The sequence below is a fragment of the Sulfitobacter sediminilitoris genome (genome assembly GCF_010667575.1).
Lineage (GTDB): Bacteria > Pseudomonadota > Alphaproteobacteria > Rhodobacterales > Rhodobacteraceae > Sulfitobacter > Sulfitobacter sediminilitoris.
Window position 1 is genome coordinate 9453 of sequence record NZ_JAABNT010000013.1, and the last position, 20995, is coordinate 30447.

The 20995-nt window shown below is 52.7% G+C and carries 16 protein-coding genes; 8 read left to right on the plus strand and 8 right to left on the minus strand.

The window, feature by feature from the left end; translation table 11 throughout:
- Nucleotides 1-92 precede the first annotated feature (92 nt).
- Nucleotides 93-3245, minus strand: coding sequence for a UvrD-helicase domain-containing protein (locus GV827_RS17540; RefSeq protein WP_164355118.1), 3153 nt, complete (start codon nt 3243-3245; stop codon nt 93-95).
- Entirely contained in the window at nt 3238-5913 is a 2676-nt protein-coding gene (locus tag GV827_RS17545; RefSeq protein ID WP_164355119.1) for a PD-(D/E)XK nuclease family protein, read from the minus strand. The genes GV827_RS17540 and GV827_RS17545 overlap by 8 nt, the downstream gene beginning before the upstream one ends.
- A 246-nt stretch (nt 5914-6159) precedes the next feature.
- Here GV827_RS17545 and GV827_RS17550 point away from each other — a divergent pair, with 246 nt between their 5' ends.
- The 5 genes from GV827_RS17550 (at nt 6160) to GV827_RS17570 (ending at nt 11616) form a co-directional block, all read left to right on the plus strand.
- Complete coding sequence (locus tag GV827_RS17550; protein WP_164355120.1) at nt 6160-7728, plus strand: ADP-ribosylglycohydrolase family protein; 1569 nt, start codon at nt 6160-6162, stop codon at nt 7726-7728.
- 57 nt (nt 7729-7785) lie between these two features.
- Nucleotides 7786-8379 (plus strand): YqiA/YcfP family alpha/beta fold hydrolase, encoded by a 594-nt coding sequence (locus GV827_RS17555; protein WP_164355121.1) that lies wholly within the window; start codon nt 7786-7788, stop codon nt 8377-8379.
- A gap of 329 nt (nt 8380-8708) precedes the next feature.
- Nucleotides 8709-9608, plus strand: a complete 900-nt coding sequence (locus GV827_RS17560; RefSeq protein ID WP_328823182.1) for a metallophosphoesterase — start codon at nt 8709-8711, stop codon at nt 9606-9608.
- Between the two features lie 49 nt (nt 9609-9657).
- Entirely contained in the window at nt 9658-10278 is a 621-nt protein-coding gene (locus tag GV827_RS17565) for a hypothetical protein (protein ID WP_164355122.1), read from the plus strand.
- A 582-nt stretch (nt 10279-10860) separates the two neighbouring features.
- On the plus strand, nt 10861-11616 hold the full coding sequence (locus GV827_RS17570) for a hypothetical protein (RefSeq protein ID WP_164355123.1): 756 nt from the start codon (nt 10861-10863) through the stop codon (nt 11614-11616).
- Nucleotides 11617-12110: 494 nt separating this feature from the next.
- On the opposite strand, the gene GV827_RS17575 is transcribed toward GV827_RS17570, so the two are convergent.
- Nucleotides 12111-12917: a hypothetical protein gene (locus tag GV827_RS17575; RefSeq protein ID WP_164355124.1), complete on the minus strand. Its 807-nt coding sequence runs from the start codon at nt 12915-12917 to the stop codon at nt 12111-12113.
- Nucleotides 12918-13338: 421 nt separating this feature from the next.
- On the opposite strand from GV827_RS17575, the gene GV827_RS17580 reads away from it, so the two are divergent.
- The gene (locus GV827_RS17580) at nt 13339-14619 is read left to right on the plus strand and encodes a type IV secretory system conjugative DNA transfer family protein (RefSeq protein ID WP_235930421.1); all 1281 of its coding nucleotides are present in this window, start codon (nt 13339-13341) and stop codon (nt 14617-14619) included.
- A 32-nt stretch (nt 14620-14651) separates the two neighbouring features.
- Here the strand turns inward: GV827_RS17580 and GV827_RS17585 are convergent, their stop codons facing one another.
- The 3 genes from GV827_RS17585 to GV827_RS17595 all read right to left on the minus strand — a co-directional run bounded on the left by GV827_RS17585 (nt 14652) and on the right by GV827_RS17595 (nt 16071).
- Nucleotides 14652-15182 carry a DUF3768 domain-containing protein gene (locus GV827_RS17585; protein WP_164355125.1) on the minus strand — a complete coding sequence of 177 codons (531 nt, stop codon included), beginning with the start codon at nt 15180-15182 and terminating at the stop codon, nt 14652-14654.
- Between the two features lie 81 nt (nt 15183-15263).
- Nucleotides 15264-15737, minus strand: a complete 474-nt coding sequence (locus GV827_RS17590) for a hypothetical protein (protein ID WP_164355127.1) — start codon at nt 15735-15737, stop codon at nt 15264-15266.
- Entirely contained in the window at nt 15727-16071 is a 345-nt protein-coding gene (locus GV827_RS17595; RefSeq protein WP_164355128.1) for a helix-turn-helix domain-containing protein, read from the minus strand. Before GV827_RS17595 ends, GV827_RS17590 begins: the two co-directional genes overlap by 11 nt.
- A 343-nt stretch (nt 16072-16414) precedes the next feature.
- Here GV827_RS17595 and GV827_RS17600 point away from each other — a divergent pair, with 343 nt between their 5' ends.
- Both GV827_RS17600 and GV827_RS17605 read left to right on the plus strand, forming a co-directional pair.
- On the plus strand, nt 16415-16570 hold the full coding sequence (locus GV827_RS17600) for a hypothetical protein (protein WP_164355129.1): 156 nt from the start codon (nt 16415-16417) through the stop codon (nt 16568-16570).
- Nucleotides 16567-18108 carry a recombinase family protein gene (locus GV827_RS17605; protein WP_235930422.1) on the plus strand — a complete coding sequence of 514 codons (1542 nt, stop codon included), beginning with the start codon at nt 16567-16569 and terminating at the stop codon, nt 18106-18108. The genes GV827_RS17600 and GV827_RS17605 overlap by 4 nt, the downstream gene beginning before the upstream one ends.
- 303 nt (nt 18109-18411) lie before the next feature.
- On the opposite strand, the gene GV827_RS17610 is transcribed toward GV827_RS17605, so the two are convergent.
- The gene (locus GV827_RS17610; RefSeq protein ID WP_164355131.1) at nt 18412-19506 is read right to left on the minus strand and encodes a hypothetical protein; all 1095 of its coding nucleotides are present in this window, start codon (nt 19504-19506) and stop codon (nt 18412-18414) included.
- 470 nt (nt 19507-19976) lie between these two features.
- On the minus strand, nt 19977-20909 hold the full coding sequence (locus tag GV827_RS17615; protein WP_164355132.1) for an ATP-binding protein: 933 nt from the start codon (nt 20907-20909) through the stop codon (nt 19977-19979).
- Nucleotides 20910-20995 lie beyond the last annotated feature (86 nt).

The following is a 20995-nucleotide window of genomic DNA, read 5'->3' on the forward strand; positions in this document are numbered from 1 at the left end:
AAGCGGCGCTTGCGCCACCAAACTGAAAACGCATAAACTCAATCATGGATGAGCCAGAGCCTCCAAACGAAAGGACGCTCAACTGTCCCAAATTATCTGACGACGGACACTTCAACTGAACAATCATCAATCCAGTGTATGGAGACGCTCGGGTGGCTGAAACCCTTTTGCTGGACCAAAACGTCTTGGTATGCTTTTAGCTGCGCTATGTAATCGGCAAAACTCCCTGAACCACTCTTATGATCAAGGATCAGACACTTGTCTGGACCTCTAGCGAGTAGATCGATCATCCCGTTAAACTCGGCACCGGAAGGTTTGCGCTTTTGGATCGGCACCTCGCAGTCAATTTGTGTGTAGCCCTCCGCTGTCAGCCAGCTTCGTAGAGCCTTCGCCTGCTCCTGCAATGCATCCAGCATGGATTGATCAAAGCCAGTCGCACTTGCGAGACGGGAACGCAGATCAGGCCGCATTAAAAGAACACGGAACGCTTTATGCAGGGCCGTGCCTCTATCAGTGGCCGTCCCTTCCATCGCGATCGATTGTGGTGGGACGTCCAGTTTAATGAGACGTGTTCTGACTTCGCTTGCGACTTTGGGCTCGATCAGCGACGGGCGAACACGCCATGGCGTCACTGCTGTTTCAAGCAATGGGCGCGGCTGTCCAAATGCCAGTCGTCCTTGTTCTTCTGACTGCGAAAGCACTGGCAATTCCGGAGACTCAGAACTGCAGATCAAGGTCCTGGCTGGAAAGCTTGCGTCTCGAAGCGACAAATAACCCGCTTCAGGCTCGAGCCCAGCTTCCAACACGAGCATTTCGGCGTGATTTGCAGGCCCTTCGCTTTCCCCAAGCTTCTTCAGGCCAAACTCCGGCCATTCGAGGATTAGACGATCCCGTGCTCTCGTCAGAGCCACATAAAGGAGCCGCCGCGCATCAGCCTCAGAGGCTTCGCGGCGATCTGCCAAGAAGATTTCTTTCTTTTCCTTAATTGGAAGATCAGGTGTCCAGATGAGCTTTGCATGTTCGAGGATGGTTCCAAGGTCACTAAAATTGGTGAACTCGGCCCTGAGCGTTCCCGGTCGCTCACCAATCTTGGCATCAAGTCCGACGATTGCAGTGATTGGCCACTCCCGCCCCTTTGAAGCGTGCCAGGTCACGATCTCGACGCCTTGCTCCTGGCTTTGGCCGGGATCAGGATGACGGTCGAAATCCCGTTCGTCACGGCGAGCCTCAAGCCAACCAAGAAATACCTGTGCGCTTGCGCCGTGGAACCCTGCAGCGGCCTTGAAGTCCCGATGCGCAGAAACAAAATCCGTGATTTCTGCCTGGAATCGCATGAGATCAGCATGCAATTGAGCCGCATCTGGATGCGCCGCTGCCCACTCCAGTATGCCGGCTGCTTCTAGCACCTTGGGTAGCAATGCCTCGAGCGGCATCTCGGGAGCAGCTTTGGCCAATTCCAGCAAATCAGCAAGTTCTGCACAGGCCTCCAATTCACCATCTGCAAGCGCTGTCATTGCCTGCTGAAGCGGTATGGATGCAGGGCCTAGCGTCAGCAGCGCTAGCGCAGCATGCCGATCAGTTGGATCCACCGCAAAACTGAGCGCGTTGCGTGCGGCCATTACGGCAGGTGAGTCCAACCAGCCCGGAGCATTGATCCGCACTGGAATACCCTGTCGTTTGAGCGCGCTGGCATAGCGTGCTGCCATGGAATGTGTCGGGCAGAGCAGGGCGATGTCACGTGGTTCCACTGGCCTGAATACCGGAACCTTGGGGTCGCCTTCCCGTTCTACGATGGGACCACGTTCCGCAAGAAGATCAGCGACACGGGCCGCGACATGATCTTCAGGTCGAGATTTCTTTGACCGCCGACCTTCAGGTATGCGCAGGACCTCAGCAAAGGTCTGACCGGTCTCCGGGCGTTGTGGGTCTAGGGCAACATAGCCATCGCCAAATAATCCCTGCGAGATGGCGTTGACCATCTTCATCAAGCGTGGGTCAGAGCGCCAGTTGCCGGTTAGAGGAGAAGCCGCATCTGGATTCTGCTTTTCAAGCGCTTGGCTCAATCTGGGGTCGGCCCCCTGGAAGCCCATGATGGACTGCTTTGTGTCCCCCACGATCAGTACGCGTTTCGCGGACTGGGCAATTCGCCAGAGCAGCGCAAACTGAACTGGGTTTGTGTCCTGAAATTCGTCAATGATGACGCAATCGATCTCAGAGAGCAGTGCCTCCAGAATCTCCGGGCGTGTCCGAAGTAAGCGCTCGGCATCACAGATCATATCCGCATAATCGATGACGCCAGCTTCACGTTTCATGTCCGCATATTTGGACATGACTTCCTGTGCGCCATGCACCAGCGCTTCCAGATGCGCGCACGCATCGTCCAGCGGCCCAGGATGTATCGCAATGTCGGAGGCTGCGGCTATGACCTCACTTGAGAGATCGTCATAACCTTCTGGTGTTGGTGAGCCGCGTTTCGTTTGACGCAATTCGCTCAGCGCCTTCCAGAGCTTCCAATCACGGCTGAGTTCACCCGTTCGCAATGCACGCTTTAGGAGCCTGAAATCCTTCGCAAAGGCTTTTCTTGCTGCGTCCGAAGTCGCGTGTGGTGTCAAATCATTCGGAAAGGCTCCAATTAAAGCTTCGATCGCACTTGTAAGGCGCGCTTCAAGAGGAGCGGGATCGCTCGCGACTTCGCCGTAAAGATCGCGCAGCCGTTCAACAGCTGTTTTCGCCAGCTTGGGATCATTGCCGCTGTCTCCGAGGCCTCTGAGGAGATCGATTGTGCTGAGGACCTTGCCTCGAAAGCTGTCTTCTAGGCTCGCGTTTGAGACAAAACTGGACCTGTAACCAAAGCGAGGTAAATCAGCCTTCACTGCATCAAGGCTCGTTGCGTGCGCCATTGCCTGACGGATCAACAAGTCGCGCTCGGCTTCAGCCAATGCCCGCGGCTGTGGGGATGCCCCCGCTGCAAATGCGTGTTCGGAAAGGACGCGCAAGCCAAGCCCATGGATTGTGGACACGTAGGCCTGTTCAACAGCAAGCGCCTGTTCCACCAAACCTTCACTTATAAGGCTCGAGCGGATTCTCCCCCGCAACTCAGCGGCTGCAGCCTCAGTAAAGGTAACGGCCAGAATCCGCTCGGGGCTGACAAGTTTGTCTTTTACCCACTTCGTTAGGTCCGACTTGATCCTGAATGTCTTGCCCGATCCGGCACCGGCAGGAACGATGGTTAGCATCTCAGTCATCGAGGTCCTCCAGGTCCTCTATTTGATCTGTAGCTGGCATCATGAAGCGGGCGATCAGAGGCGAGGCATCAAGCGCATAGGGCGCAAGATTTGCAGTCTTTTCAAAAAACTTTCGATCATCTTCGGTATTGAGGCGAATGAGTCCCTCGCCGATCTCTTGGAGACGTGTGTCGAGCATGCTCATGGCCTGTCCGGAGATATCCCCCTGCATCACGGTTACGACCCCGTCAGGTGGTTCCAGTCCCTCCAAAAGGACACCCTGATCATTTATGAGGTGGTAAGCGACACCAATTGCAGGGTTCCCCGCCAATGCATCTTCGAGCACAGGATCGGTTTTTTCCGAGTGCATAAGCATTGCACGGTAAAGCCCGAGCTGTAGATCCCATCCTGCTTCCAGCCGAGCACGCCGCTTTGGTGTGCCACTTTTCTTGTGGTCGACCACAAGCAGGCTGCCACCTGCCAGTTGCAGCAGGCAGTCAGCGCGTCCTCGCAATCGGATATCAAACGCAGTGCCGCGGAGATCGATCTCATTGTCGATCACAGAAGCACCAAGGCCTTCGAGCGTGTCGCGCCAGGCATGAGCAGCATTGCGGATGTCGCGCGCAAGCCCTTCACGTTCCACTGCCCAAATTGATCGCTGTAGAAATGGCGCGTATCTCTGTATCGCTGCCGTGAGCAACTTGGGCACCGAAGCGTCAATTTTTGCGTGGTCCGGAAGTGGCGCGTCTCTTGGAAACAGAAATTCCAATACATCGTGCGCTATCGTGCCCGCGACCATGATATTAAGCCCTTCGGGAGCCCAGGTTATGGGTTCTGCACCGAACTCTGAAAGGCTCCATGCCAGAGGACTGACTAGAAGCGTCTCAAGCCTGCTTGGAGATTGTGGGCGCATTCGACCATCGTCTGTCAACTGTCTGCGCAGGAGATCACGGTCGAGATGAAGAGCACCGTCTTCTGGCAAGGATTGTGCTTTAGTGTCCGCTGCCACGAACCGATGTGCAAAAGGCCAACGCTCCGCTGAGATCGAGCGTAGATCATGGATCAGGGTTTCCTCATCCTCGGGGTCATTGGCCTCATCTCCAATTGTGCGGGCGACCAGCGAAAGGGCTGCTGCAGGCGGTTGACGGCTCCCGTTTGCCGCAAAAACAGGGCGCAGTAGGGTCAGTGTCTCGGAACCACATAAGAACTGGCGGCGCAGCTTCTCCAGCCGCCGAGCAAGTGCATCACCACGTGTCTCGACATTTAACCCTGTCTTTTTGCGTAGAAGCTGAAGTTCACCATCAAGAAAAAGCGGCGATGCAGAAACTGTGCGTGGCCAACGATTGCCGCTCATCCCAAGAGCAATCAGATGTCGTGCTGGTCGCCATGGCATGGCCGTCTCAGTGAACACGCTCACACCTTCAACAAAGGGGTCTGAGGATGTCGGCTTGGCTGAGCCTGGGGTTGCTATGCGAAAGAGGCCGGTCCAGTCCAGTGTACCGCTCTGTGAGAGTACGCCGCGGACCGCAGTGAGTTTTGAACGAAACTGAGTGATGTCATCGCGCAGCTCCGGGGAATCGTTTAAATTCTGAGCGGCTTGCTCGAGCGCCTCCAGAATTCCGGATGGTGTTTGGGAAAGATTGCTCCGAAGGAGCGCATAAAGTCGCTTCGCACGCCCGGTCAGCGCGGAGGCCACATAGGGATCAAACCGGCCCTGCATCACCTCGCGCGCAAGCTGCAGCCCGGTTGTTGCGGGCCATGGCATGAGGGGTGAGATGTAAAGGCTCGCGAGTGCCATGGCAGGCGCCGGGCTTTGCAGGCACAGGAGAAGGTGCAGCAAGGTTTCCCCGGCGATATCCCGACGAACTGGTAAATCCGGCAGACCGGAAATCGGTAAACCCAGCGTATCAAAGGCTCGTCGAAGCTGTGCGAAATATCCAATCTCATCTGGTACAAGTATGGCGATCTCATGAGGCGCTACGCCCTCGTCGATCAGCCGCTGTGCACGGGCAGCGGCAAAATCTGCCTCTTCCGCTTCATCGCGAAGTGCAAAGAAACTCAAGCTCTCATCAAGGGGTGCTGGCGCAATATCAGCACCGGTTAATCCTTGCTGAACCCGCCAAAGACTTGTCTTTTCCTCTGCACCAGTCAGTAGGGGCGACCTGCGCATCACCCATTCTTGCTGGAAGGCTTCGCTGGCAAGCCCATGATGCTCCAGCAGATGGGCATGAAGACTGCGCTCTATTGGGGAAGCAAAGGTACAAGGCTCTGCAGTGACCAAAGGCAGGGGTTCGAGCGCGTCAGTCGCTGTACTGCGCAAAACATGGGCGTACACCTGAAGATCCTCGGAAAGGGCAGCAGGTGACTGCCGCCAGAGATCGCATAGGGCTGCGAGATGCCGGTAAAGTCGGCTGTCTTGATCCAGACCTGACAGGTCGACCTCATCTGGCGAAAGGCTCTTTGTTGCCATAGCGAGAGATCGGAGAGCCGAAAACACGGCCGTGGCCGTTTCCATCGGTGCAACTGCCATACTGGCAGACCAAGGCTGCCCGTCCACAGACAAAACCGCGTTTAGATCGAACGCCTCAGCGCGAGGGGAAAGATACGTCTCGGCCAGAAGATCTGAAGTGATCGTACGGAAAGCGCCCGTCTCAGAATGGACTGTTACAAACGTATCAAGTCCATTCATCTGCACCTCCTTGCCAGACATGTCGCTGGCTAACTTTTCTCTAAGGAGCGGGTTGCATGATGCGGTACTTTTCAAGTCCCATCACTATCCTGACCTTCTAAGCGATGCGTGGATCGCAGCCCCTGTTTGAGACAAAGCTTGCTCTAAACCATCGCGTGTTACAACCCATACTCAGAACGGGTGCGTCCGAAAGTGACGTGTGAAAATTCTATAGTGATCACGAATCGAAGAGAAAAGGAGACCCGTTTGGTTCGAACCAGTCATACCCACCCCCTCCGCATTGATGCTCTGCCGCTTGCAAACGGACAGCTAGGCATCACTTTTTGCCCTGGGAAGAAGGGCGACAGCGTTTATGGCGCAGCTTGGGATCGAGATCTCGAACTCGACATCGACGCGATCAAGGCTTGGGGTGCCAGCGCCGTCCTGACCCTTCTTGAGGATCATGAATTCGAGATGCTTTCGGTGACAAATATTGGCGATGCACTCAAAGCTCGTGGCATCGAATGGTTTCAGTTCCCTATCAGGGATGTGGATGTACCGACGCCGGAAGCGATGGAGCAATGGCGAGCGGTGTCGCCAAAACTGCATCAAATCATGGAACACGGCGGCCGAGTGGTCGTCCATTGTCGAGGTGGTCTGGGTCGGGCAGGCACGATTTCAGCATTGATGCTCGTTGAGCGAGGTCGATCTGCGCACGATGCCATCAGTGACATACGGTCTGTGCGGCCTGGCGCGATAGAGACCTCTGAACAAGCGAGCTGGCTCATAAAGCATGCGCGCCATCACGACCTGCCCGGCATTCGCCTTCATGCCAGCCTGATCGGAGGGGCCATCGGCGACAGTTTGGGCGCGGACATCGAGTTTCTGTCGCTGGATCAGATCCGTCGGCGTTTCCCAGAAGGGATTACGGACTTGCCGCCCCATCAGGGACTGCGGGGCGCGATCACTGATGACACACAGATGACCCTGTTCACAGCTGAAGGCATTATTCGAGCTTATGTTCGCGGCGCACTCAAAGGCATCAGCCACCCACCATCTGTTGTGCATCACGCCCTTCTACGCTGGCTACGGACTCAAGGTGGCAAGCCGCGTGTCGAAACGGATGATGTTGGCCTGATTACGGATCGTCGCCTTTGGGCACGCCGGGCCCCGGGCCTCACCTGCATGTCGGCCCTTGAGCAGAGCGCGCACTTTGGAGTTCCTGCAGAGAACAACAGTAAAGGCTGTGGTACGATCATGCGGGTGGCGCCGGTTGCTTTGATGGTTTCTCGTGACCGGGTGCAATCGATAGCGTTGGAAACTTCTGCTCTAACCCACGGACATCCCACAGGACAGATCGCTGCGGCGGCTTGGGCTGAGATGTTGGCTGACGTGTCGATGGGCGCAGACCTTGAAGAGAGTGCAACACAAATCGCTGACACCTATGCCCACATGAAAGATGGGGAAGAGACCGTTCAGGCGATACGAAATGCTCTTGAGGCCCCCCGGGATGGAAGGGCTGAAAGCGTCGAGTCACTCGGTGGCGGCTGGGTTGCCGAGGAGGCGCTGGCAATTGCGCTCTATGCATGTCTTGCCGGCAAATCTTTCGATGAGGGCCTCCAGATCGCTGTTTTGCATGGAGGAGATAGCGACTCTACAGGTGCAATCGCTGGAAACATGCTCGGTCTCATCGATCCTGCGGCGGCGCTTAAACATCCGTGGGCAAGCGCTATAGAAGGCGCGGACATCATCACGCATTTGGTACACGACTACCTTTGCCTCGAGCATGAGAGTGGCAGCGCTGAAGAACTTTGGAATGCTTATCCGGGAACCTGAATGGTGGTTCGAATTAAAATGGAAATTCGACTTTTGACAAATGAGGAGCCACCAAACATGAGCAAAACCGATAGGCGTGCAGTAGATCGGATCATGTACTGTCATGGATTCGCATCAAACTTTGATCCCCAAAAGGATAAGGTTCAGGCATTATCAATGCTTGCTCAGGTTCAGGGCGTCACGGTCGATTATACGTCTCCGCCAGAAAAAGTCTTTGAGGCGTTCGCAGCAGAGTTAAGCGGATCAACTAGAACGCTGCTCATTGGAACAAGTATGGGTGGGTTCTTTGCAGCCTGGCTAGGCAGTGCCTTCAACTTGCCGTTCATCGCAATCAATCCAGCTGTGTCGCCTGCAACCTCACTGCAAAAATATCTTGGGCGAGGGCAGACCCATTTTGGGACGCCCTACGACCTAAAGAACGACGTCGTTCAAGCGTATGAAGAACTGCAGTTCCGACTTGATGGACCTGGTGAAATTGTCCTTGATCTGGGAGATGAGGTGATCGATGCGCGGGACACTTTGGCCATGGTTGCTAAAAGGCTCCTTGTAACGACGTTTGAGGGCGGTTCTCATCGTTTCGATCATATGTCCGAACTGGTGACGATCCTCGCCGCGAAATTTGATTTCAAAGTGCCAAGCCCCGAGGCCTAAGTCGGCGGATTGGGTCCCGCTTCCTACGGGTCGTAAATTGCCATTCGGAACTGAATCTTTTAAGAAAATATTCAGCGGCATATGACCGGTTTTGACGCATTCTAATGTTATATGTGTCCTCGATGGATGGTGGACAAATGCTGCAAAGGTGAAGTTCCGAAGCCTTTGACGTTGGCACCAGGTGCGCAATGAGTTCAGAGATTACGGCCTGATCATCGGCGCGGCTAAGACTGCTCATTCACCTGATGTAACGCATTTTCATTCCCGGCACTGTTAACTGAGAACCCGAAAAGGAGACAACAATTACATATTACGACATTATTCCCGACATCCACGCCGACGCTGCGAGGCTGAGCAAAACGCTTGAGAAGCTCGGCTACCAACTAGTCGACGGCATCTGGCAACATCCTGAGCGCCGGATCGCGGCATTTTTGGGCGATTTTATCGACACTGGGCGGGACAACCGGAAGGTCATCGAGCAGGTCCGCACGATGGTTAAGGCCGGAAATGCAATCGCTGTCATGGGCAATCATGAACTCAACGCTTTGCACTACCACACGCCGGGAAAGAACTGGCTAAACACAGATGATGGCTTCATGCGAGCGCACGATGACAAGAATAGAGGCCAGCATCAAAGCTTTCTCGATGAGTATCCAGTGGGAAGCGCTGAGGCTCAGGACGTGATGAATTGGTTTCTGACATTACCGCTTTTTCTGGAGCTAGAGGGGCTTCGCCTCGTTCACGCCTGCTGGGACGCTCGGCATGTAGATCTGGTCGAGAAACGTTGGTCGGACGGGAGACTGAAGGCTGAGGATTTGCAGGAGGTTGCATTCGAACGCACCGACTTTGCGCAAGCGGTTGTCAATCTGGTAAAAGGGCCAGAGGCGACTCTGCCTTCCGGCTGCGGGTTTCACGATTATCGGCGGACGTGGCGTGAAAAGGCGCGCATCAAGTGGTGGGCCGATCCCGCTGGCGCTAATTGGCGCGACGCAACTCTATCGGTTCCAAATCCATTGGAACTCCCAGACAGCTCTATTGAAGGAAAGCTGGACTGCGCATTCTACGCTCCGGATGCACCCCCCGTCTTCTTCGGACACTACAAGCGCACTGGACTGCCGCTGGTACCCGATGCCCCGAATGTCATTTGCCTAGATTACCCGGCCCACGCTTGCGCCTACCGCTGGGAAGGGGAGCCGGTGCTATCGGCAGCAGGGATCGTGTTGATTTGATCGAGCGTTGCAAGAGAACGAGAAGGGAAATCATCAAAGGAATCTGAACATGAAACCACTGCCAAATCCGGGCAAAACCACACCACTTTCACGTCTAATTGAGGGGCGCATTATAGAACTGGGCCTGTCGGAGAAGACCTTTCTGGCGGATCTCGGCTACCGAAACTTCTCGAAGGGTCGCGAACGCTTGCTGCAATTCCGAAAGGCGAAAGGGCTTCGTGGACTCAAGCATCTTGAAAATCAGCTCGCCGAGGCGCTCAAAGTTGATGTTTCAACAGTGCAAAAAGCCATTTCGGAAACATGGGTCACGGCGCAGCTATGGGAAGACGAAAAGTATGCAGCCAGTTTTGAACCCCATGCAGTCTTAAAAACAGATCGCACGAGACCGTCGCAAATAACCATGTGCGCCTTAACCGGCGGACCACAAAGGTGGTTGGTCGTGGAATTTGAGAGGGACTCCGCTCCTGTGACCTACGTTTCGCAAGTCTTGCGTGATCTTCCAGAAATTGCGCCCTTCTTTGGGAAGGTTCTTGGGTTCTGGATCAACTACACGCCATCAAGCTGCGTTGAATTTGACCGATCTGGTCAAGCCGTTGCCGAATTCTCCCGCGCAAAGCGTGTTGGAGTGGCTTTAGCTGGGGGGGTAGAGAAGATCCTCTCGATTGCCTGAAGCTAGCACATATCCCAATTACGCACCGCCGGTCTTCGTCGGTCATTACAAGATGCAGGGTTCTCTAAGGATCGAGGCCCACAAAGCCATCTGTTTGGATTTTCCAACTGAACCATTGAAACTTGCCCGTGGGCTTTCGAGCGCAATTGGGAGCCACCTATCACAGAAAGCAGGCATGCGACCGCTTCTGACGCATGCACTGTCTATAATCTACTTGTTCCGGGTAAAGGCGTCATAAAACGAGCCGCAGTCGGAAATCAATCTCCAAACAAAATCTAGCGTCACGACAGGCGTTGGTTCAGGTCTCGGGTCTAAGATCCGACCTGCGGGCACCGGTCTTCCTGATCGTCGTGTTCCCGAGGGCCGCGTCTAGCCGTGTCGTTGATTGAACCTGATAAAAGGACCAAATGAGCAAAGGAAGAAAACGTCGCTACGAACAGGAAAAGCGCGATGCCAGGTGGGTCGTTGTCTACCAGGATACTTTCAGTTGGGACGACCCAGACCCTCCACTAATCATTACGGACCCGTTGCCGATCGACGACGCGTACGAGGAAATGTTGAGGCTCAAAGGGAGCCCCGGGTATGTCTTCGGATATTTATATCTGCGGAAAGATAAATGATAAAAACCAAAAAAAAGGGAATATTAAAATGGAAATGAAACGTAGGTTTCCTGACAAAATTGCTGACTCGGACAGAATTTTCTATCTCACATCCTGGGGCGGCGAAGATTATGAAAATGACATCTGGTTCGTAAACAATTCAGATGAGACACTAGACTATGTTCGCCCCTCCAGCGGCGGTTTCGCAACCAGTGACGATGACATCATTCCAATGCCTCAAGGCCCCGACAGCGTTGAGTACAGGGAAGTCAAGCCCGGTGAAGCCGTAAAAATCGACACCTATGATATCATCTATGACAGTGATTTTATTATTTCATTCGGTGTGGACGTGAAATGCCCGAGTTTTGGTGAGAGGAGCTTTTCAAGTGGCTTTGAAAAGGGAAGCCCTCCGGAGGTTGGGCTTTTTTGGAAACCATTGCCGGAGGAGATCAAGGATCCGGATGATCCGGATGCGCTGATTGATCCTGGTGCGGTCGCAGAGGCGTGCCGCATTAGCTCTGGAAGAAGCCTTGCTGCAAATGCTTTTTTTAACAGAGGCAACCTGTTGTATGGCGTTTCCGGGCCTTTGGAAACGTGCGGTTTGGAGTTGTTGAACGAGAGCCTCCGAGACGGTCATGTGACGAACTATCGTTTCTTGAACGAAGAGGGCGTCGAAGTTTTCAGAACCATGGATTTGGATCGAGCGATGGCGTTCGTTCGCGGTTTGAAGGACTCCTGATGTCACTGCGCCGCCGATGACGCTTATTGGTCGGCGCATCCGATATCGGATAGCAAAGTCGGTCATAAGAGCTGGATCGCTTCTTCCTAGACCCGATCCATCAGATGCCGGGACTGAACACCTACGTTGAGAACCGTTTCACGCTCTCCTTGACATCAACTTGAGCTTCTATTTTGATCACTACTGACCCGTCGGATTTCTGCGACAGCGAGTTATACGGAGACAAATGCATTGCAAGGGGTTCTCAGTGAGCACCATCCCCCTACCTGATCAAACAGAGACTTGCCTTCCTCAAAATGCGCAATAATCCAAATCGTTCCTCCGAAACGGAGTCGTTTGAAGACCTCGGCCAGTTGATAAATGATCAGCTGATCATTCTTGTGAGCAGAAAGGGTCGGTCGGGTGTCACAACACTGTCGACATCAGAGACCTGGGAAGGCGCTGGATTTGGCAAATCTGACGAAAGACGAGCGCTAATTTGCCCCGAGCGTTTTCTATGCCCAACAAAGCCATGCCCTATCGCGAGAGTTATTATGTAGATACGGTTTGCGCTGTCTGTCCAGGACATACAAGCCGGGCAATGGGTGATAATTTGATACATGCATTCCTGTGATCTCCACCCAATTCTTGTTTCCGAGGTGAGGAGCTGTGGCTTCATCAAAAACGCGCCACTTGCCGTTGTAACGGATTTCGACGATCAAATTGTCTGTTAGAGCGCGAACGCCCCAACAATCCCGCATAGCCTCTGGTGGGAAATCCCAGACCACTGGTTCGTTTTTTAAGGTGCCGTTGCGCTGAATCTTCCCGGCAATTGTTTTACAGCCTGGTTCGCACCAGTTGCTGACACGATTAAAGTGATCAAGTACGATTCTTGTTCCAAGGATGATCATACCTTTTTCATGATCGCAGATGGTATAACCTGCTACTTCTTTTTTGAATCGACGCTCACAGTCCCAGAATTGCTGTTCAGCACGGGCGTGTATTTCCCGTTTTGGGTGCATGATGAACCAGAAATTAGGCTCTCCGGCTCGATTGAAAGGATCTGGGTAGTCTGCGCCTACATAGGCAAAACCAATCCTGTGGTCCTCAATCGGGTCGAATGACCGCATTTTTGCACGAAATTCGCGCTCTTCGCTGTCGTGAAACACATCGAGTGGCGCGCCCGTTGAACCCATCCAAATCAGCACTAAGCCAATAGCTGCCAATACCGGGGCGATCATGTTTTTTGCCTGATACGCCATGAAACCAAGGCCAATTAATGCCAGGCCAATTGCAAAACAGAGCATAACCAGAAAGGTCACGAACTCCTCCTTGGCATTGTTAGATCTTTCGATGTTGCATATTGGAGCAAGCGATATTCTCTGTCTACCTGTCGAGTTCGCGTCCCCCACTGACGAGCATGCGGTGTCAAAGCGGACAGCGTGGGCGTATACTCGGTCAGCGGATGTATCCATCGCAGCGTAGTCAATTTGTGAAACCACCATTTCATCTTCGCGGGCTCAGTAGAGTGATGCCGTCCGACTCGAACTATCTGGCCTCCGTGACATCCCGAAATCGAAAGACCCGGTAGCTAGCTGGCCAATACGTGATTGTTTGATCTCGAGAGCGAAATTGAGTGCCAAGACGATCAATGGCTGACGGAAGTCAGGATTACCCGGTATCAACCACAACACATAGAGCATTCCTTTACTTTGAGGAACGCAGCCGAACTCATAGATTTCGTTGACTATTCTGGAAGTTGCCGTCGCCTTGGATGTTCGCCGTGAGAGAGAAACGAGTTCTGTTGTGCTCTGGCCGATAGTGGGTCTGGAACAAAACGGGCACTTTCTACACAATATCAATATGATAAATGTTGCCGAGAAAGGCTGTGTCTTGGGTTTGGCCTTAAACCGCAACGGCGGAATACCCTTTAGAATCCAACTCAAAGACCGGCTAATGCATCTGCACGTCGTTGGTCAAACGGGCACGGGCAAATCGACTTTGCTCGGGAATCTAGCGCTGCAAGATGCTCAAAGAGGATTCGGGTTTTGTCTGATCGACCCACACGGCGACTTGGCGGAAGCTTTGGCAAAACGGTTGCCAGAGAGGGCCATTGTTTGGACGCCCGCTGATCCGACCAACCCGTATGGGTACAACCCTCTAACACGGGTACCTGCTGAGTATCGTCCCTTGGTTGCGTCAGGGCTGATTGATGCCTTCAAAAAACAATGGGCAGATGCTTGGGGTGTGCGCATGGAACATCTATTTCGTCACGCCTTGCTCACCTTGCTGGATCAGCCGCAAGCCGACTTCCGCGATGTCATGCCGCTTTTTCTCGATAAGGCTCTTCGGAGCCAGATGATGCAACAAGTAAGCGACTCTCAGGTGCGGCATTTTTGGGCAGCAGAGTTTGACAACATGAACTATAAAAACGCTCTTGACGGCGTGGCTCCCATTGCCAACAAATTGGGGGCGTTTCTTGCCCATCCAACCGTGCGACAAGCCCTTTGCCATCCCGAAAGGCCCCTGCGATTTCGCAAAATCATGGATGAAGGTCAGGTGCTCATTATCAACCTTTGCAAGGGGCGGTTGGGTGTCGATGTCGCCAATGTTCTCGGCGGATTGATTGTCGGCAGCATCGTCAATGCGGCTTTCTCGCGACAGAGCTTGCAGGAGGGTGATCGACGTCCTTTCATGCTGCACGTTGATGAGTTTCACTCCTTCACAACTGGCGCCATTGCCGACTTGTTGCCGGAAACCCGTAAATACGGTCTCGGATTAACACTGGCGCATCAGCACGTAGCCCAGGTCGATGCAAAGGTCTTTGATGCGATCCTTGGTAATGTGGGTAGTCTCCTGGCGTTTCGTGTCGGCGCAAACGATGCCCCAATATTTCAGCGGCAACTGGAGCGCGTGACAAATTCTGACCTTATCAACCTACCCAATCGCCGAGCCTATCTGCGTCTCATGCTCGACGGTCAACGCACCCAGGCATTTTCAGTAGCTACATCACCTCTTCCATAGAAAACCGCCTCCACATTGGAGGCGGTTCAAGCTCAATATTCACTGCTGAGCATGATAGTTAAAACCCGATGGGTTTGTGCCGGATTGGCTGGATTGGGTGAGCCGTTTTGGAGATCGAGATCATAGGCGTCGATTTTCCAGAAGACCTTGTGTGAGCGGATATCAAACGCGCCAAAGTCATGCTCGCCCCAAGGGTCATTGTCGTCCGTAAAGCTATCAAAGGCTCGGACGGCTTGACTGACTTCCATGGTGAAATCCTTCCCGAGCGCTCGGATGCCTTGCGTGATCATCACGCTACCGCGACCGTAACCAAGCTGACGAAACGCATCATTGAGTGCTCGTACTCGATTGTTGGGGGGATCATCAGGACGTATCCATTGAAGTTTGGTGGGGCCTTCGCAAGCATGGCAATGTACGTCATCGAAATGGGATTCGAGCTCCCACAACCCACTATAGCGGTTCCAGCAAGCCCAGGCATCCGTCACAACCCGTTCAGATCCGCATTTTGCACAGATCGGAACTTCGCCGATGCTTTTATGGCTGTCTTCACGAATATCTGTCATTTCGCACTTTCCTCCGTTGGGGTGGCCGCCCGAGATCATCTCAGGCGCACCCCACGAAGGACGAAAGGCGGATTTAGCGTACTACTGGTTGGGGGCTGAAATCCGGCCCAATGCAGACTCAATCAGCGACAGCGCTTCGAAGTAGATGAGAGTCTTAGGCTCCGCTTCCCAGGGCTTGCGCCCTGAAGGCAAATACGGCTCCATCTTCGGGTACCGTGCGGCCAATTCCCGTGCCTCATCAAAGCGGCTGTCATGTGAACGACCGCGTGAAACCTCAAAATTGAGAACATCAGCGCAGTCAGCTACTTCAGTTATTGCTTTGATAACCGAACGCGTCTTTGAACCCTTCTTTGATTTCTTCAGCACCTTTTCGGTAACTACCACATCAGGTCGACGATCCTCCAAAGCCTGCGCTGTGAACGCTCTGGCCTCGGCAGGTCCCATGCTGGCCTTTTTGGACATACCGAGGTGCACTACATTGGCACCCTCCAGGACGACGTGCCCGACGCGCCCACTAGCAACGGCGATGGACAGAATGCGGCGGTCATGAATCATAGTGACGCGCTATCCGATCAAGTCTGTTCTCCAGTTTGTTCAGGGCGTTGGTCCGGGTAAAACGACCGAGCCATCCGATTTTGGGCTCTGGCAGGTCGTAGAGCCTGGCGCGAATTGACATGGCTTGTTCCTTTAGCAGGGGTTCAAGCATTATCTCCATCGTTCGTCCGAAGAGAACGGCTACACCGGAGATGTCGGCAACGCTCGGGACGCTGTGAGCGAGCTCAAGGCGCGAAATATAGCTCTGCGACACGCCCAATAAATGGGCGCAATCTGCCTGGCTGAACCCAGATTTCTTGCGGGCCTCGGACAGGCAGTGTGAGAAGTCTTGCATAAAGATCAAATGAACTAAGAGCGCTGTGGGCCCGGCCCGCATTGCTCTTGCTAGTAACCTGAACGAACGCAGCAAGCATCGTTCAGTACGCTCCACGGCCTAAGGTCGTCGTATACAATGCCAAGTCATCCACCGAGTCGGCCTCAAGTGATCTTCAGATCGTCGGAGGGGTGGAACCCCTCCGATCCCCGAGACCGGCCTGGTGGTCTGGTAGTCGACGAGCCTTAGAGCTTTCCACAAGCAAGCTTACGCTAACCCGCATATCACGCAAGACCCACCCGATATGCTATGCAGCATGGACGCGTGTCTTGGCGGCAAATCCTATCGTAGTATTCTTTCCAACATGGATAAAGATGAACACTTACAACGCCACCTGGACCTCTGCCAAAGGGTGTTTCAACGCATGTTGGCCGAACGTTCCTGGCCATGGAAAGAAGATGTGGATTCGACAGAACCCAAGGATGTGATAGAATCCGGGGATATCTCTAATGACGTATGATATCTTGCTTCGGATACATCCGAGTGAGCACACTCAAGCAAGGCGAGGGTGTGTCTCTTCAAGAACAAAAGGATGCAATTCTCGCTTATGCGCAGGGCCAAGGTCTCGATGTAGTTGAATGGTTTGAGGAAAAGGAAACCGCTGCCAAATCGGGACGACCTAAATTCAATCGAATGCTTAAGCTGTTGCGACGCGGGAAGGCAGCTGGCTTGATTATGCACAAAATCGACCGATCTGCTCGAAACCTGAAAGATTGGTCCATCGTTTCTGAACTGCCCGATCAAGGTATTCAAGTATTTGTAGCTACTGAAAGCTTGGATTTCACCACTCGTGGTGGGCGTCTCACTGCCGACATGTTGGCCGTTATAGCCTCTGATTTCATTCGTAACCTAAGAGAAGAGACCAAAAAAGGTATACGAGGCCGACTGAAGCAAGGCTTATATCCATTTCGCGCGCCAATCGGATACGTAGACAACGGCAAGGGACGACCCAAGACCTTGTGTCCAGTGAAAGCTCCGTTGATTAAAGAAATGTTTGAACTGTACGGCTCCGGTCAGCACTCTTTGCGCAGCATACATGCTGAAGTACAACGACGCGGCCTTCTCAATCACTCTGGAAGGCCGCTAAGTCTTTGCGGCGTCGAAACCATCCTCAGGAATCCTTTTTACACCGGCATTATTGAAATCAAGCGCACCGGTGAGATCTTCAAAGGTGTTCATGAACCTCTCATCACGCCATCGCTCTATCAGCTGGTTCAAGACATCAAAACAGGCCGATGCGGTCCAAAGATCACCAGACACAACCATCTCTTTCAAGGCTTGTTCCGATGCGGCCTCTGCAACGCCCCGATGTCGCCGGAGTTGCAGAAAGGGCGTGTTTATTATCGATGTCAGCGACCCGATTGTGCCACTAAAACCGTCCGCGAAGACGTGTTGGATGATGAAGTCTATCAGAAGCTTAAGGTGCTGCAGGTTTCTCCGGAAAATGCAACTAAATTGGAGAAAGAATGGTTGAGCGATGCCGATCCAACTGGCCGTGACGACCTGCGCAGATCGATTGAATTGCGTATCAGTCTATTGGAACAGAGCATAAGCCGAGCCGCGGACCTCTTGATCGATGGTACGCTTGACAACGAAACCTACGTGACCAAGAGAAAAGAATCCTCGCTGAAGGTAGCGCAACTGCGTGAGGAACTTCAAAAACTGCCTGATGCAGCAGAAATCAAAGCCAACGCCAAGCAGTTCATCGAACTCATGAAAACACTTGCAGGGCTTTACCAAAGCTTGAAGCGCGACGAAAAAAGGGAGTTCATCAAAAACGCTTTCTCGAACCGAACTGTTGTCGAAAGAAAGCTAACACTGGAGCCGCACTCTTGGCTTACGGAGGCCAAAGTTGGCTTAGGTGTCTTGGATGGTGCCCCACATCGAGACACAGATCGAACTCTGGAAGCGACCTGCGACAGCAAACGAATTGAAACCTTGATTATTATGAAAGAAAACGTAAGTCCGAGCCGTGCAGAGTCCTGCTCTGGTTCCTGAACTTGCTTACGACGATCTCGACATCAAGGAAGGTGCAAGTGCATCCCGTCTGTGGAAAGAAGTTAGACTGACCAATCCAGAAGCTTCGAAACGTGACTGAGTTTATGCGGATTTAGTGGATTATTGCACTCGTGACACCTGGGCGATGGTCGCAATCCACAGGACGTTGTTGGCGATGTGACCGGCGCTGCGGTTCAGGCTCTGGATCAATAAACTAAATTAGTCTCGATGTGATCTGACACCGCCCCCTTCTCAGCAAGTTGGAATGGGAGCCGCGCATCTCTTGAAAGAGATGATGGTTACCTATTCCTCATGACCCTTTCGAGTAACTCGGCCGAGGCGCGAAAGCATTTTTGCCCACTCATCGACATCGCTGGATAACTTTGCAGGAGTTTTGTCATTTTTTTGTAGCGGCTTCGCGTTGACCGAGACCCTTTTCGATTTAAGCCTCTTTGCCTTCGTGGTCCTTTTTGTAGGCTGCTTTTTCCCAAAATCTCGCGAGGAACGCGATTTATGACGCTCATGCGGCCTTTCTTGAGGCACGCCAGTAAGCAAAATCAGAAAAGCTGCGAGACGCGGGGTCCAAGGTGAGCCGTTGGCGGTCTTACGTCCTGTCGCGTTTAGGTAATGCGCAACTAGCTTAGCACCAACAATTCCCTTCTTCGCGAAGTCTTGGAGAACCGGGCGCAATTCGTCCTGTACGGTGATGGTTGACGTAAGCGCATATGAGAAGTGACGCTTTTCAGTAGCGACCATATCGGATATTTTCTGCGGGATCTCATTGTGATCAATACCGCCCTCGACCTCATCGAGATTCAACAAAATCTCGCCATTTACAATTTCTATGCTTTCAAGTGTTCCTGGGTTCAAAAAAGAGAACACATTTCCGCGCCAGCTTACAAAATCCCCGGCATTTAGAAGTTGCTGATCGCAGTATACCTGGAGCCGGTGCTTCTGATGATTTTTGGTTGAAAGGTCTTCAATCAGAACCGACATCGAAAGATCAGAAAAATCGACCTCGGTCACCAGAGCTAGTTTCCATGATTTTTTTCGAGCCTTTTTACTTGCTGGAAGAATTCTCTGATCAATCTTTTTCTCCGCATCCAGAATTTTGTTGATTTCGATTAGAGGCCTACTGACCGGACGCGCTTTGACTGCTGTGGAGTTGCTGCGACCATTGTCGGTGCATGGGTGCTTTGTCCAAGGTTTGCCGAGTTCATCAAAAAACACCCGACTGCCGAAATCATTAGAGTAAAAATATACAGATTGCCCGCAAACAGGGCAGACGGCATTCGGATCGACAAAACAACGAGAATAACTACTTGCTCCATAGCTATTCAGTGCCTGTCTGGCTTTGTGTTTCTCCTCTTCTGAGTACGCAGGTCGCGCTGGTTTCATTGGCATCGGAGGAGAACGGCTTCCGCTATTTCCTCCGCCCACGCACCAACCGCAGGTACACCAAGGATAGTGATTATGCCCAGTCAATTTCGAATCAGCGCTTCTGTTCTACTAAATCTGCTTAGATAGTAAGCTAAGACATTGATGGTCCTCAACAACACTAGTGGAAGATCGTCGATCGGGGCTCGAAGGCGTCATGTGGCGATGCAGAGCTAGGGCGTTTGCTCAGGTCGCGCAGCATACCCGGGGCTGGGGTCACACACGTCAGAAGGCGGCAACGGGTTTCGAGGCGGTCAAGTTCATTCATGCTGGCATCGATTAATTGATAATCAATCATTTGTTCGGGGCGATGTAACTATCTGAAGTTCAACGTGTTCAATTCTTTTCTGACCTGGCTTGCAACATTCTCTGCAACAATGCCTAAGAATCCTGCCCGGTCGAACGCCAAACGAAGCAGAAGAAACGTGAATTTACTCGATTTGAAAGTCACGACTCAGCATCTGCGAAGCTTTTGAAGCGCGGCTCTCGTTTGCGCCATCCAAAAGTCGAGCTGCTTTTCGCCCTTGCTCTGTAAACTCAGAAAGCCGCTCTGATAGACTCGTCATATTTTTGGTGTTGATGAACAAACGAATTGCTGTCCCGTGAAAGTCAGTTCTAAATTTTTGTTTTCCAGTTTCATCGGTGAGGTCAATCCCGTGACCACCCGAGCAAATCAGAAAATTTCCACCGTTTCGGCATATCCGGCTGGTCATGTAGAGTCCGTAACCAGAATTATTCCATATATTTCGTCCTTTACCAGCAAGTGGATTCCCCGAAATGCCGGGCATTAATGCTAGCTCAAGCGCTTGGTCTTCAGTCAGGCCTTCATGAGCTGGGTTCCGTGTTAGTGCCGCATGGATACCTATTCCATCATCCACTATTCCAACTTCAACTTGTTCCTTTTGGGGCCAGTATTGAGCGCAGACGTACACCGTATCAGATTCGCTGTGTTCTACCACATTGCGAATAATTTCTCGGATAGAAAAAGTCAGAGTATCCTGCAGAGGCCCAACTTCCTGCTGCGTGAGAATTTCGGCGAGTTCGGAGGCTTTCCTTTCAATTACATCACCGGTTTCTAAAAATCTGTCGGAGGCTTCACGCTCAATTTCGGCAACACAGTACTCGGTAATCGGGATGTATCGATCGCTCCCGGCTGCAGCACCAGGAGACTTGCCGTGATCCAGGCCGAAGGATTGAAAAAAACCGAGGTGGGCAGCGTATTCGTGTTTTTCGTAGTTCTTTGCCCTGCGCAGCGCGTCAGGTCTGGCTTCCCGAAAAGTCCTAAAAATTGATGCAAGAAATAACATCGAGAAAGGGGGAAAACGACGTACATTTCCAAAATCGAACATGTATTCATCTGCCATTGGGAGTTCTCGCAGTTCGATTGCAAACTCAGCTAGACTAGTGGGTTCAAGGCTGTTTGGTAGATGGATGAGCATAATGACCTTTC